Annotated in this window: 14 protein-coding genes; 8 read left to right on the top strand and 6 right to left on the bottom strand. The window is 61.8% G+C overall.

Going from position 1 to position 12637, the window contains the following annotated elements; translation table 11 throughout:
- Positions 1 to 69 precede the first annotated feature (69 nt).
- From tag to BI292_RS05560, 3 genes are all read left to right on the top strand, one after another.
- Positions 70 to 627 (top strand): DNA-3-methyladenine glycosylase I, encoded by a 558-nt coding sequence (tag, locus tag BI292_RS05570; protein ID WP_101207250.1) that lies wholly within the window; start codon positions 70 to 72, stop codon positions 625 to 627.
- Between the two features lie 41 nt (positions 628 to 668).
- Complete coding sequence (locus tag BI292_RS05565; RefSeq protein WP_092275665.1) at positions 669 to 1556, top strand: lysophospholipid acyltransferase; 888 nt, start codon at positions 669 to 671, stop codon at positions 1554 to 1556.
- A gap of 149 nt (positions 1557 to 1705) precedes the next feature.
- The gene (locus BI292_RS05560; protein WP_101207249.1) at positions 1706 to 1945 is read left to right on the top strand and encodes a PilZ domain-containing protein; all 240 of its coding nucleotides are present in this window, start codon (positions 1706 to 1708) and stop codon (positions 1943 to 1945) included.
- Here BI292_RS05560 and BI292_RS05555 read toward each other — a convergent pair whose 3' ends face one another.
- From BI292_RS05555 to def, 5 genes are all read right to left on the bottom strand, one after another.
- On the bottom strand, positions 1946 to 2260 hold the full coding sequence (locus BI292_RS05555) for a hypothetical protein (protein ID WP_101207248.1): 315 nt from the start codon (positions 2258 to 2260) through the stop codon (positions 1946 to 1948).
- A 141-nt stretch (positions 2261 to 2401) separates the two neighbouring features.
- On the bottom strand, positions 2402 to 3775 hold the full coding sequence (gene trkA, locus BI292_RS05550) for a Trk system potassium transporter TrkA (RefSeq protein WP_092275656.1): 1374 nt from the start codon (positions 3773 to 3775) through the stop codon (positions 2402 to 2404).
- A 24-nt stretch (positions 3776 to 3799) separates the two neighbouring features.
- The gene (gene rsmB / locus BI292_RS05545) at positions 3800 to 5110 is read right to left on the bottom strand and encodes a 16S rRNA (cytosine(967)-C(5))-methyltransferase RsmB (RefSeq protein ID WP_101207247.1); all 1311 of its coding nucleotides are present in this window, start codon (positions 5108 to 5110) and stop codon (positions 3800 to 3802) included.
- Positions 5107 to 6078, bottom strand: a complete 972-nt coding sequence (gene fmt, locus BI292_RS05540) for a methionyl-tRNA formyltransferase (protein ID WP_101207246.1) — start codon at positions 6076 to 6078, stop codon at positions 5107 to 5109. The genes rsmB and fmt overlap by 4 nt, the downstream gene beginning before the upstream one ends.
- Positions 6079 to 6148: 70 nt before the next feature.
- Positions 6149 to 6655 (bottom strand): peptide deformylase, encoded by a 507-nt coding sequence (gene def, locus BI292_RS05535; protein WP_092275647.1) that lies wholly within the window; start codon positions 6653 to 6655, stop codon positions 6149 to 6151.
- Between the two features lie 156 nt (positions 6656 to 6811).
- On the opposite strand from def, the gene BI292_RS05530 reads away from it, so the two are divergent.
- The 3 genes from BI292_RS05530 (at position 6812) to BI292_RS05520 (ending at position 9629) form a co-directional block, all read left to right on the top strand.
- The gene (locus BI292_RS05530; RefSeq protein WP_101207245.1) at positions 6812 to 7837 is read left to right on the top strand and encodes a LysM peptidoglycan-binding domain-containing protein; all 1026 of its coding nucleotides are present in this window, start codon (positions 6812 to 6814) and stop codon (positions 7835 to 7837) included.
- Positions 7838 to 7916: 79 nt separating this feature from the next.
- On the top strand, positions 7917 to 9017 hold the full coding sequence (gene dprA / locus BI292_RS05525) for a DNA-processing protein DprA (protein ID WP_101207244.1): 1101 nt from the start codon (positions 7917 to 7919) through the stop codon (positions 9015 to 9017).
- Between the two features lie 54 nt (positions 9018 to 9071).
- A complete protein-coding gene (locus BI292_RS05520) occupies positions 9072 to 9629 on the top strand; it encodes an L-threonylcarbamoyladenylate synthase (protein WP_092275638.1) in 558 nt (185 codons plus the stop codon).
- Positions 9630 to 9727: 98 nt separating this feature from the next.
- Here BI292_RS05520 and BI292_RS05515 read toward each other — a convergent pair whose 3' ends face one another.
- Positions 9728 to 10705, bottom strand: coding sequence for an NADPH:quinone reductase (locus BI292_RS05515; RefSeq protein ID WP_101207243.1), 978 nt, complete (start codon positions 10703 to 10705; stop codon positions 9728 to 9730).
- Between the two features lie 165 nt (positions 10706 to 10870).
- Between BI292_RS05515 and hemF the strand changes: the two genes are divergently transcribed.
- Both hemF and aroE read left to right on the top strand, forming a co-directional pair.
- Positions 10871 to 11785, top strand: coding sequence for an oxygen-dependent coproporphyrinogen oxidase (gene hemF / locus BI292_RS05510; protein ID WP_092275632.1), 915 nt, complete (start codon positions 10871 to 10873; stop codon positions 11783 to 11785).
- 13 nt (positions 11786 to 11798) lie between these two features.
- Positions 11799 to 12620: a shikimate dehydrogenase gene (aroE, locus tag BI292_RS05505; protein WP_101207242.1), complete on the top strand. Its 822-nt coding sequence runs from the start codon at positions 11799 to 11801 to the stop codon at positions 12618 to 12620.
- Positions 12621 to 12637: the final 17 nt, after the last annotated feature.

Raw genomic sequence — 12637 nt, 5'->3', positions numbered from 1 at the left:
TTTCTTGGGCTGCGATTTAAAGAGCGGGAGTATACCCGATTCGTTGCTGCGCACGCCCCCTGGAGCCTTATGCCACGCTGCTTTTGGTGTTCCGAAGATCCGCTGTACATGGCATATCACGATCAAGAGTGGGGCACGCCGCTACGCGATGCGCAGGGATTGTTCGAGTTGCTTTTGCTCGAAGGGTTCCAGGCCGGCCTCTCATGGATCACCGTGTTGCGCAAACGCGAGCGCTACCGCGAGGTGCTGTTCGGCTTCGACGTGCAGCGCGTGGCGCAGATGAGCGATGCGGAAATCGATGAATTGATGCTCGACCCCGGGATCATCCGCAACCGCCTCAAACTCAACGCCGCCCGCCGTAATGCCCAGGCCTGGCTGGCGCTGGAGGATCCGGTGGGGTTTCTCTGGTCGTTCGTCGATGGCAGGCCTGTGATCAATCATTTCAAGGATCGCAGTGAAGTGCCGGCCGTAACGCCGACTGCCGTGGAAATGAGCAAAGGCCTGAAAAAGGCCGGTTTCACGTTCGTCGGCCCGACCATTTGCTACGCGCTGATGCAGGCCTCGGGCATGGCCATGGACCACACCCAGGATTGCGATCGCTACGCGACGCTGGCGAACGGCGGTTAGAATGGCCGCCTTCGGACACCGCACAAGATCAGGAGTGACCTGTGGATAAGTTTAAAGGCGCCTTGCTGGTAGGCGCTCTGCGGCTGTTTGCCCTGCTCCCGTGGCGAGCCGTGCAAGCCGTCGGCGCAGCCATTGGCTGGATGATGTGGAAAACCCCCAACCGTTCCCGCGACGTGGTGCGGATCAACCTGGCCAAGTGCTTCCCGGACATGGACCCGGCCGAGCGCGAACGCCTGGTCGGGCAGAGTCTGAAAGACATCGGCAAGTCCCTCACCGAGAGCGCTTGCGCATGGATCTGGCCGGCTCAGCGTTCGATTGATCTGGTGCGCGAAGTCGAAGGCCTCGATGTGTTGAAAGATGCCTTGGCGTCCGGCAAAGGTGTGGTCGGCATCACCAGCCACCTCGGCAACTGGGAAGTGTTGAACCACTTCTATTGCAGCCAGTGCAAACCGATCATTTTCTATCGCCCACCGAAGTTGAAAGCGGTCGACGATTTGCTGCGCAAGCAGCGCGTGCAGTTGGGTAACCGCGTGGCGGCCTCGACCAAGGAAGGCATCCTCAGTGTCATCAAGGAAGTGCGCAAGGGTGGTGCAGTGGGCATTCCCGCTGACCCGGAACCGGCCGAATCCGCCGGGATCTTCGTGCCGTTCTTCGCCACGCAAGCGCTGACCAGCAAGTTTGTGCCGAACATGCTTGCGGGCGGCAAAGCGGTCGGGGTGTTCCTGCATGCGCTGCGTTTGCCTGACGGCTCTGGCTACAAAGTGATCCTCGAAGCGGCGCCGGAAGCCATGTACAGCACGGATACCGAGACCTCTTGCGCGGCCATGAGCCAAGTGGTCGAGCGGTATGTGCGGGCTTATCCGAGCCAGTACATGTGGAGCATGAAGCGTTTCAAAAAACGTCCACCGGGCGAAGAACGCTGGTATTGAAGAACTTGGCACACTCTGTGGATAACCCAAACCTGTAGGAGCGAGGCTTGCCCGCGAAGGCGTCCTTATGAACGCCAACAGCTTCGCGGGCAAGCCTCGCTCCTACACGGTCCGGGTTATCCACAATTGTTCACGCAAGGGCGCAGAAGATGTCCGAACACCGCAAGTCATTCCGCATCAAGATCAGCCACGAGAGTTTCGGCGAGTGTCTGGGACAGACCCGCAATCTCTCGACCACTGGCGTTTACGTGCAGCATCCGAGCCTGTCGGCATTGCCCACCGGCGCTGTGGTTTATGGGCAGGTGCAGGATTTACCCACAGGTGCGCCGCGAGTGCGCATGGAAGTGGTGCTGGTGGATGCCGAAGGGATTGGCCTGCGCTATCTCTGATCAGAGCGCCTGACGGTCGAGTTTTTTCAGGAAAACCGTCATTTCCTTTTCCGCTTGTTTGTCGCCGTGCGTGCGGGCGGCTTCCACGCCTTGCTCCCACGCCTGCCGCGCGGTGGCGTGATCGGCGAGCGCCAAGTGCGCCTTGCCCAGCAGCTTCCACGCCGCCGAATATTTCGCATCGAAATCGACGCAACGGCGGAAATGCTCGGCAGCCTTGGCGTTCTCTCCCAAATCCAGATAACCCTTACCGAGACCAAAGCGCAGCAATGCGTTATCCACACCCTTGGCGAGCATTTTTTCCAGTGATTCGATCATGGTTGGCACCTTCAGGTTAGGTGGAAAGGTTGAGATCGCCTTCGCGGGCAAGCCTCGCTCCTACAGGTTATGAGTCGTTCGCATAATGTGTGTACGACTCGACCTGTAGGAGCGAGGCTTGCCCGCGAAGAGGCCTTCGGCTCAGAAAAAGCTCAACCCCACATGAAACAGCTTCTCCACATCGCGAATATGCTTCTTGTCCACAAGGAACAGAATCACATGGTCGCCCGCCGCAATTACCGTGTCGTCATGGGCGATGATCACGTGTTCATCGCGAATAATCGCGCCAATCGTGGTCCCCGGCGGCAAGCCGATATTGCCGATGGCCTTGCCAATCACCTTGCTCGACTTCGCATCGCCATGGGCAATCGCCTCGATGGCTTCCGCCGCACCGCGCCGCAGTGAGTGCACGCTGACGATATCGCCACGGCGCACGTGAGCCAGCAACGTGCCGATGGTCGCCAGTTGCGGGCTGATGGCGATATCGATGTCGCCGCCCTGGATCAAATCCACGTACGCCGGGTTGTTGATGATCGTCATCACCTTCTTCGCGCCCAGCCGTTTGGCCAGCAGCGACGACATGATGTTGGCTTCGTCATCGTTGGTCAGTGCGAGGAAGATATCGGCGTCGGCGATGTTCTCTTCCAGCAACAAGTCGCGGTCCGAAGCGCTGCCCTGCAACACCACAGTGCTGTCCAGGGTGTCCGAGAGATAACGGCAGCGCGCCGGGTTCATCTCGATGATTTTCACCTGATAACGGCTTTCGATGGCCTCGGCCAAGCGCTCGCCAATCTGCCCGCCGCCGGCAATCACAATGCGTTTGTAGGTTTCATCGAGGCGGCGCATTTCGCTCATCACCGCACGAATATTCGCCTTGGCGGCGATGAAAAACACCTCGTCGTCCGCCTCGATCACCGTATCGCCCTGCGGCAGGATCGGCCGATCGCGGCGAAAAATCGCCGCTACGCGGGTTTCGACATTCGGCATGTGCTCGCGCAATTGCCGCAGTTGCTGACCGACCAGCGGCCCGCCGTAATAGGCTTTTACCGCGACGAGTTGCGCTTTGCCTTCGGCGAAGTCGATCACCTGCAACGCGCCGGGATGTTCGATCAGGCGCTTGATGTAGTTGGTCACGACTTGTTCCGGGCTGATCAGCACATCGACCGGAATCGCTTCGTTGTTGAACAGGCCGCCGCGCGTCAGGTACGCCGCTTCGCGCACCCGGGCGATTTTGGTCGGGGTGTGGAACAAGGTGTGGGCGACCTGGCAGGCGACCATGTTGGTTTCGTCGCTGTTGGTCACCGCGACCAGCATGTCGGCGTCGTCGGCGCCGGCCTGACGCAGCACTGTCGGGAACGACGCGCGGCCCTGCACGGTGCGAATGTCGAGACGGTCGCCGAGGTCGCGCAGGCGTTCGGCATCGGTGTCGACCACGGTGATGTCGTTGGCTTCGCTGGCCAAATGTTCCGCCAGCGAACCGCCGACCTGCCCTGCGCCAAGGATGATGATTTTCATCCAGTCACTCCCTTGAAAATCCGGTTAACCGCGCGCGGCGGCAATCTTGATCAGTTTGGCGTAGTAGAACCCGTCATGCCCGCCCTGCTGGGCCAGCAATTGGCGACCATGCGTTTGCTTGAGCCCGGCCGTGGTCGCGAGGTCCAGCTCACGCGCGCCCGGCGTGCGGGCGAGGAAGGCTGCGATGACTTCGGTGTTTTCGGTCGGCAGCGTCGAGCACGTCGCGTAAAGCAGAATGCCGCCGACTTCGAGCGTCAGCCACATCGCGTCGAGCAATTCGCCTTGCAGCACCGCGAGCGCGGCGATGTCGTCGGGTTGGCGGGTCAACTTGATGTCCGGGTGACGCCGGATCACCCCGGTCGCCGAGCATGGCGCGTCGAGCAGGATGCGCTGGAACGGTTTGCCGTCCCACCAGGTCGCGGTGTCGCGGCCGTCGGCGGCGATCAATTCGGCGCTCAGGCCCAGGCGCGCGAGGTTTTCGCGGACGCGCACCAGGCGTTTCGCTTCCAGGTCCACCGCCACCACGCCGGCCAGTGCGGGCTCGGCTTCGAGGATGTGGCAGGTCTTGCCGCCGGGCGCGCAGCAGGCGTCGAGCACGCGTTGGCCCGGCGCGAGGTCGAGCAAATCAGCGGCCAATTGCGCGGCTTCGTCCTGCACGCTGATCCAGCCTTCAGCGAAGCCTGGCAAGCTGCGCACGTCGGCGGCGGCGTCGAGGATGATGCCGTCGCGGCTGTAGACGCACGGGTTGGCGCCGATGCCCGCTTCGCTGAGCAACGCGAGGTACGCGTCACGGCTCTGATGGCGACGGTTGACTCGCAGAATCATCGGCGGATGCGCGTTGTTCGCCGCACAAATGGCTTCCCACTGCTCCGGCCAGAACGCTTTCAGGGATTTTTGCAGCCAGCGCGGATGCGCGGTGCGCACCACCGGATCGTGTTCCAGCTCGGCCAGCAGCGCTTCGCTTTCGCGTTGCGCGCGACGCAGCACGGCGTTGAGCAAGGCCTTGGCCCAGGGCTTTTTCAGCTTGTCGGCGCAACCGACGGTTTCGCCAATGGCGGCGTGCGCCGGGACGCGGGTGTAGAGCAATTGATAGAGCCCGACCAGCAACAACGCCTCGACATCGGCGTCCGCTGCTTTGAACGGTTTCTGCAACAACTTGGCCGCCAGCGCCGAAAGACGTGGCTGCCAACGCGCGGTGCCAAACGCCAGGTCTTGAGTAAAGCCGCGATCGCGGTCTTCAACCTTGTCCATTTGCGTCGGCAGGGAACTGTTGAGCGAGGCCTTGCCGTTAAGCACAGCGGCGAGTGCCTTGGCGGCGGCCAGACGCGGGTTCATTGAGCGTCCGCCGCTTGCTCGAGGACAGTTCCAAGCACGGTGCCGACGGCGAATTTCTCGCGGCGGCTGTTGAACAAGTCACTGAAGTTCAGCGCCTTGCCACCGGGCAATTGCAGGCGGGTCAGGCACAGCGCCTGTTCACCGCACGCGACGATCAAACCGTCCTTGCTGGCGCTGAGGATTTGCCCCGCTGCGCCCTGCCCTTCGGCGAGTTTCGCGGCCAGCACTTTCAGCGCTTCGCCATTCAGCGTGCTGTGGGTGATCGGCCATGGATTGAAGGCGCGGACCAGACGTTCCAGCTCAACCGCCGGACGGCTCCAGTCGATGCGCGCTTCATCCTTGTTCAATTTGTGTGCATACGTGGCGAGGCTGTCGTCCTGCACTTCGCCTTCCAACGTACCCGCAGCGAGGCCGGCAATCGCTTGCAGCACCGCTGGTGGACCGATTTCGGCCAAACGATCATGCAGGCTGCCGCCGGTGTCTTCGCCCGTAATCGGCGTGCTGACTTTGAGCAGCATCGGCCCGGTGTCGAGGCCCAGTTCCATGCGCATCACGGTCACGCCGCTTTCGCTGTCGCCCGCTTCGACGGCGCGCTGGATCGGCGCCGCACCGCGCCAGCGTGGCAGCAAGGATGCGTGGCTGTTGATGCAACCGAGGCGCGGAATGTCCAGCACCACTTGCGGCAGGATCAAGCCATACGCGACCACCACCAGCAAATCCGGCTTCAGCGCGGCCAGTTCAGCCTGGGCGTCGGCGTTGCGCAGGGTCGGCGGTTGCAGCACCGGGATGTTGTTTTCCAGGGCCAACTGCTTGACCGGGCTCGGCATCAGTTTTTGCCCTCGGCCCGCCGGACGGTCCGGCTGGGTGTAGACCGCGGCGATCTCGTAAGGGCTGGCGAGCAGGGCCTTGAGGTGTTCGGCGGCGAATTCCGGGGTGCCGGCAAAGACGATGCGCAGTGGCTCAGTCATGGAAGCTCTCGATTACAAAGCAGTCTGAAAAGAAAAAGGCTTGCCGCAGCAAGCCTTTGAAAGGAGGGCATCAAGCGTTCTGGCGATGGAGCTTTTCCAGTTTCTTCTTGATTCGGTCGCGCTTGAGGTTGGACAGGTAATCGACGAACAACTTGCCGTTAAGGTGGTCGCATTCGTGCTGGATGCACACCGCGAGCAGGCCTTCGGCGATCAGTTCATACGGTTTGCCGTCGCGGTCCAGGGCCTTGATTTTGACCTTCTGCGGGCGATCGACGTTTTCGTAGAAGCCTGGCACCGAGAGGCAGCCTTCCTGGTATTGCTCCATCTCGTCGGTGAGGGTTTCGAACTCGGGGTTGATGAACACCCGAGGCTCGCTACGGTCTTCGGAAAGGTCCATCACGACGATACGTTTGTGCACGTTGACCTGGGTCGCGGCGAGGCCGATGCCTGGCGCTTCATACATTGTTTCAAACATGTCATCGACCAACTGACGCACTTCGTCGTCCACTACGGCCACAGGTTTGGCGATAGTGCGCAGGCGCGAGTCGGGAAATTCGAGGATGTCTAAAATGGCCATAAGCTTAATTGCTGCACATGTGAGGTAAAGTCGGGTCGATGGCCTGGCGGGTCCGAGGATGCAGGCTACCGTTGTAAAACGTAGCTTCTTTTGAAGAAGCGAGCCACGGGGGCTCTGGCGTTTTACGCGAACGCACATAATAAAGGGATTCACCGCATGAGGAAATCACTACTCGCCTTGCTCCTTCTGGCCTCGGCTGGTTTGGCGCACGGGCAAGTGCAACTCAGGGAAGGTTTTCCGCAGCAATACACAGTGGTACAGGGCGACACACTTTGGGACATCTCCGGCAAATTCCTTCGTGAACCGTGGAAATGGCCCGAACTCTGGCAGGTCAATCCACAGATCCAGAACCCCAATCTGATCTATCCCGGCGACTTGCTGACCCTGACTTACGTCGACGGCCAGCCGCGCCTGACGCTCAATCGCGGCGCGTCGCGCGGCACCATCAAGCTCTCGCCGCGTGTGCGCAGCAGCCCGGTGGCCGATGCGATCCCGAGCATTCCGCTGCAATCGATCAACAGTTTTCTGCTGAGCAACCGCATCGTCGACAAGGTCGAGGACTTCGACACAGCGCCTTACATCGTCGCCGGCGACGCCGAACGAGTGCTCAGCGGCACCGGTGACCGGATCTTCGCGCGCGGGCATTTCGACCCGAACCAGCCGGTTTACGGGATCTTCCGCCAGGGCAAGGTCTACACCGATCCGCAGACCAAGGAATTTCTCGGGATCAACGCCGACGACATCGGCGGCGGCGAAATTGTCGCGACCGAAGGTGATGTCGCGACGCTGGCGCTGCAACGCACCACCCAGGAAGTGCGCCTCGGCGACCGTTTGTTCAGCGGCGAAGAACGCGCGATCAATTCGACGTTCATGCCCAGCGCACCGAAAACGCCGATCGACGGCTTGATCATCGATGTGCCGCGCGGCGTCACGCAGATTGGCGCGATGGACGTGGTTACGCTGAACAAGGGCCAGCGCGACGGTTTGGCCGAAGGCAATGTGCTGGTGGTGATGAAAACCGGCGAAACCGTACGTGATCGCGTGACCGGTCAGCCGCTGAAAATTCCCGACGAACGTTCAGGTCTGCTGATGGTTTTCCGCACTTACGACAAGCTCAGTTACGGCCTGGTCCTGACCGCGTCGCGCTCGCTGGCGGTGATGGACAAGGTGCGCAATCCTTAGCAGGCTTCACAAGTTACCAACAGAGTTATCCACAGCTTATTCCCGGTTCGACGGGGCTCATAACGATCAAGGATGATCCATGACTATCGCTGTTGCTGCACCGGTTTCGCCTGCGGAACTGGAAGCTCGTCTACGCCTGCACCGCTTGCCCGATCTGGGCCCGGTGCGTTTCAAGAAACTGCTCGAAGCCTTCGGCTCGGCCTCCAAAGCCATCAGCGCGCCGGCCAGTGCCTGGCGTTCGCTGGGCTTGCCGGCGAGCTGCGCCGAGGCGCGGCGCGCGGAGCATATTCGCGACGGCGCCTATCACGCATTGGCCTGGCTAGAGCGTCCGGGCCAGCATTTGCTGATGTGGGACCAACCGGACTACCCGGCGTTGCTCGCGGAAATCAGCGATGCGCCGCCGCTGCTGTTCGTCGCTGGCGACCCCGGCATCCTCGATAAACCGCAACTGGCGATGGTCGGCAGCCGCCGTGCTTCAAGACCGGGAATGGACACGGCGGCGGCGTTTTCACGAAGTCTGGCCGGCGCCGGTTTTGTCATCACCAGCGGCTTGGCGCTCGGTATCGACGCCGCCGCGCACCAGGGCGCTTTGGACGTGGGCGGGCAAACGGTAGGGGTGCTTGGCACGGGACTTGAAAAGTTTTATCCACAGCGCAATCGCCGCCTCGCCGACGCGATGATTGCCAGCGGTAGCGCGGTGCTTTCCGAATTCCCTTTGGACGCCGGCCCGACTGCGAGCAACTTCCCTCGTCGCAACCGAATCATCAGCGGTCTGTCGCTCGGCGTGCTGGTGGTCGAAGCCAGCGTCGCCAGTGGTTCACTGATTACTGCGCGGCTGGCGGCGGAACAGGGGCGCGAGGTTTATGCGATTCCTGGCTCGATTCATCACCCCGGTGCCAAGGGTTGCCATCAACTGATCCGCGACGGCGCGATGTTGGTGGAAACCATCGAGCACATCCTCGAAGCCTTGCGCGGCTGGCAGCAATTGCCATTGGCCATCAACGCTGCGCCGGCGATTCATCCGTTGCTGATGCTGCTGCACGCGGCGCCGCACACCAGTGAAGCGCTGGCGCACAGCAGCGGTTGGGCGCTGCCGAAAGTGCTGGTGGCGCTGACCGAACTGGAAATGGATGGCCGGGCGGTGTGCGAAAGCGGTCGCTGGTTTGCGCGGGTGAGCTAGGTTTTATAAGGAGAATCGGTAAACTGCGCAGAGCCTTATTCCGGAGAGTTTTTCATGGTCAACAGTTGGCGTGTGCAGCAAGCCGCGCAAGCAATTCGCGCAGGAGCGGTAATCGCCTACCCGACCGAAGCCGTCTGGGGTCTGGGTTGCGACCCGTGGGATGAAGAAGCGGTGGCGCGTTTGTTGATGATCAAGGGGCGGGCGGTGGATAAGGGCCTGATCCTGGTGGCCGACAACATTCGCCAGTTCGACTTCCTCTTCGAAGACTTTCCCGAGCTGTGGATGGACCGCATGGCCAGCACTTGGCCGGGGCCGAACACTTGGTTGGTGCCGCACCAGAACCAGTTGCCGCAATGGATTACCGGGGTGCACGAAACCGTGGCGCTGCGGGTCAGCGATCATCCGCTGGTGCGCGATTTGTGCGCATTGGTCGGGCCGCTGGTGTCGACATCCGCCAACCCGCAGGGCCGCCCGGCAGCGCGCACGCGGATTCGCGTCGAGCAGTATTTCCGTGGGCAGATTGATGGGGTGTTGGGCGGCAATCTCGGTGGGCGCAAGAACCCGAGCGTGATCCGCGATCTGGCAACCGGGAATGTGGTACGCCCGGGCTGAGACCGCATTGAGCCCATCGCGAGCAAGCTCGCTCCCACAGGAGATTTGTGATCAACACATAATCCATGTGGGAGCGAGCTTGCTCGCGATGGCGTCCGTCAAGGCAACAAAACCGTCGAACCCGTCGTGCGCCGCGCCGACAATTCGCTCTGCGCCTTCGCCGCATCGGCCAGCGAATACTTCTGGCTGATGTCGACTTTCAGCTTGCCGCTGCTGATCATCTCGAACAGCTCATCGGCCATGCGCTGCAGGTTTTCGACGTTGTTCGCATAGGTCGCCAGGGTCGGCCGGGTCACGTACAGCGAACCCTTCGCCGCGAGAATCCCCAGGTTGACCCCGTCCACCGCGCCCGACGCATTACCAAAACTCACCACCAGACCGCGCTGCTGCACGCTGTCCAGCGACGTCAGCCAAGTGTCCTTGCCGACGCCGTCGTAGACCACCGGGACTTTTTTCCCGTCGGTCAATTCCAGCACCCGTTGTGCGACGTTTTCGTGGCTGTAATCAATCGTTTCCCACGCGCCGTTGGCCTTCGCCAGCGCGGCTTTCTCGGCTGAACTGACCGTGCCGATCAGCTTCACGCCCAACGCCTTGGCCCACTGGCACGCGAGGGAACCGACGCCGCCCGCCGCCGCGTGGAACAAAATGGTTTCGCCGCCCTTGAGTTCATAGGTCTGGCGCAACAGGTACTGCACGGTGAGGCCCTTGAGCATCACCCCGGCGGCTTGTTCGAAGCTGATGGCAGCCGGCAACGCCACCAGGTTGGCTTCTGGCAACACGTGGATTTCACTGTAGGCGCCCAACGGACCGCTGCCGTAAGCGACGCGGTCGCCGACCTTGAAGCGGGTCACTTCGCTGCCCACCGCTTCGACAATCCCCGCGCCTTCGGAGCCCAGGCCCGACGGCAAGGCTGGCAGCGGATAGAGGCCGCTGCGGTAATAGGTGTCGATGAAGTTAAGACCGATGGCCTTGTTGGCGACGCGCACTTGCTGCGGGCCGGGCTCGGCGGGTTGGTAATCAACATACTCGAGCACTTCGGGGCCGCCATGGGCGCGGATCTGGATACGCTTAGCCATTTGCCTTCTCCATTCGTCGTCGTTGTGAAGCTGCCTATCGGACTCCTTAGCTTGATCTTCGTCAACTGCGGCGTGCCCGCGTGCAATGTTATGCTACGCGCCCATTTGCGCCGGCCCCCGCTCCCATGGAGCGCCGCGTAGTTTTGCCCGATTCAAGGTGATGACATGACGACCCGCACCGACGCCGTAAAAGCCTACCTGCTTGACCTGCAAGATCGCATTTGCGCCGCTCTGGAAACCGAGGACGGCGGCACGCGTTTCGTCGAAGACGCCTGGGCCCGCCCCGCCGGCGGTGGCGGTCGGACCCGCGTGATCGAAAACGGCACGGTGATCGAAAAGGGCGGCGTCAACTTTTCCCACGTCTTTGGCAGCGGTCTCCCACCGTCCGCCAGCGCCCATCGGCCGGAACTGGCCGGGCGCGGCTTCGAAGCCCTCGGCGTGTCGCTGGTGATTCACCCGCACAACCCGCATGTGCCGACGTCTCACGCCAACGTGCGCTTTTTCATCGCCGAAAAAGAAGGTGAAGAGGCCGTGTGGTGGTTCGGCGGCGGCTTCGACCTGACGCCGTATTACGGCAATGAAGAAGACTGCATCCACTGGCATCGCATCGCCGAACAGGCCTGCGCGCCGTTCGGGGCCGACGTCTACCCGCGCTACAAAGCCTGGTGCGACAGCTATTTCCACATCAAGCATCGCCACGAACCGCGCGGCATCGGCGGGCTGTTTTTCGACGATTTGAACGAGTGGGATTTCGACACCAGTTTCGCGTTCATGCGCGCCATCGGCGACGCGTTCATCGACGCTTATCTGCCGATCGTGCAGCGGCGCAAGCATGCTGCGTTCACCGCGCAACAGCGTGAGTTCCAGGAGTTTCGCCGTGGCCGTTACGTCGAATTCAACCTGGTTTACGACCGTGGCACGCTGTTCGGTCTGCAATCGGGCGGACGCACCGAGTCGATCCTCATGTCGCTGCCGCCGCAAGTGCGCTGGGGCTACGACTGGAAAGCCGAGCCGGGCAGCGAAGAAGCGCGGCTGACCGAGTACTTCCTGCAAGATCGCGATTGGCTGGCTGAGGCCTGAACGAGGGAATCTGATGGATCGTTATGTTGTTTTCGGTAACCCGATTGGCCACAGCAAGTCGCCGATGATCCATCGTCTGTTTGCCGAGCAGACCGGCGAACAGTTGGACTACAGCACCTCACTGGCGCCGCTCGACGACTTTTCCGACTTCGCCAAGGCATTTTTCGTCGAAGGTCGTGGCGCTAATGTCACCGTGCCGTTCAAGGAAGACGCTTATCGTTTGGCCGACAGCCTGACCGCCCGCGCGCAACGGGCCGGCGCGGTGAACACGTTGAGCAAACTCGCCGACGGCTCGCTGCTCGGCGATAACACCGACGGCGCCGGGCTGGTGCGTGATCTGACGGTGAACGCCGGGTTCAGCCTCACGGGCAAACGCATTCTTGTGCTCGGTGCCGGCGGCGCGGTGCGCGGGGCGTTGGAACCGTTGCTGGCGGAACAACCGGCGTCGCTGATCATCGCCAATCGCACGGTGGAAAAAGCCGAATTGCTCGCGCAATTGTTTGCCGACCTGGGGCCGGTTTCTGCGAGTGGTTTTGATTGGTTGCAAGAGCCGGTGGACCTGATTATCAACGCGACATCGGCCAGCCTGTCAGGCGATGTACCGCCGATTGCCGGAAGTCTGGTCGAGCCGGGTCGGACGGTGTGCTACGACATGATGTACGGCAAAGAGCCGACCTCGTTCTGCTGCTGGGCCCGGGAACAAGGCGCGGCAGTGGCGATGGACGGTTTGGGCATGCTCGCCGAACAAGCCGCGGAAGCGTTCTTCGTGTGGCGCGGCGTACGCCCCGACACCGCGCCGGTGCTGGCCGAACTGCGCCGACAACTGGCGCTGTAACGTCGCTCGCCTGTGGC

This window comes from Pseudomonas sp. 43NM1, from assembly GCF_002836905.1.
GTDB classification, from domain to species: domain Bacteria; phylum Pseudomonadota; class Gammaproteobacteria; order Pseudomonadales; family Pseudomonadaceae; genus Aquipseudomonas; species Aquipseudomonas prosekii.
This window is presented reverse-complemented; position numbering and strand designations above follow the sequence as displayed.

Coding starts and splice junctions, on each gene's coding strand:
- fmt (WP_101207246.1), bottom strand. CDS start 6,078: ATGACTGAGCCACTGCGCATCGTCTTTGCCGGCACCCCGGAATTCGCC.
- def (WP_092275647.1), bottom strand. CDS start 6,655: ATGGCCATTTTAGACATCCTCGAATTTCCCGACTCGCGCCTGCGCACT.
- hemF (WP_092275632.1), top strand. CDS start 10,871: ATGACGACCCGCACCGACGCCGTAAAAGCCTACCTGCTTGACCTGCAA.
- trkA (WP_092275656.1), bottom strand. CDS start 3,775: ATGAAAATCATCATCCTTGGCGCAGGGCAGGTCGGCGGTTCGCTGGCG.
- rsmB (WP_101207247.1), bottom strand. CDS start 5,110: ATGAACCCGCGTCTGGCCGCCGCCAAGGCACTCGCCGCTGTGCTTAAC.
- BI292_RS05560 (WP_101207249.1), top strand. CDS start 1,706: ATGTCCGAACACCGCAAGTCATTCCGCATCAAGATCAGCCACGAGAGT.
- BI292_RS05520 (WP_092275638.1), top strand. CDS start 9,072: ATGGTCAACAGTTGGCGTGTGCAGCAAGCCGCGCAAGCAATTCGCGCA.
- tag (WP_101207250.1), top strand. CDS start 70: ATGCCACGCTGCTTTTGGTGTTCCGAAGATCCGCTGTACATGGCATAT.
- BI292_RS05530 (WP_101207245.1), top strand. CDS start 6,812: ATGAGGAAATCACTACTCGCCTTGCTCCTTCTGGCCTCGGCTGGTTTG.
- BI292_RS05555 (WP_101207248.1), bottom strand. CDS start 2,260: ATGATCGAATCACTGGAAAAAATGCTCGCCAAGGGTGTGGATAACGCA.
- BI292_RS05515 (WP_101207243.1), bottom strand. CDS start 10,705: ATGGCTAAGCGTATCCAGATCCGCGCCCATGGCGGCCCCGAAGTGCTC.
- aroE (WP_101207242.1), top strand. CDS start 11,799: ATGGATCGTTATGTTGTTTTCGGTAACCCGATTGGCCACAGCAAGTCG.
- dprA (WP_101207244.1), top strand. CDS start 7,917: ATGACTATCGCTGTTGCTGCACCGGTTTCGCCTGCGGAACTGGAAGCT.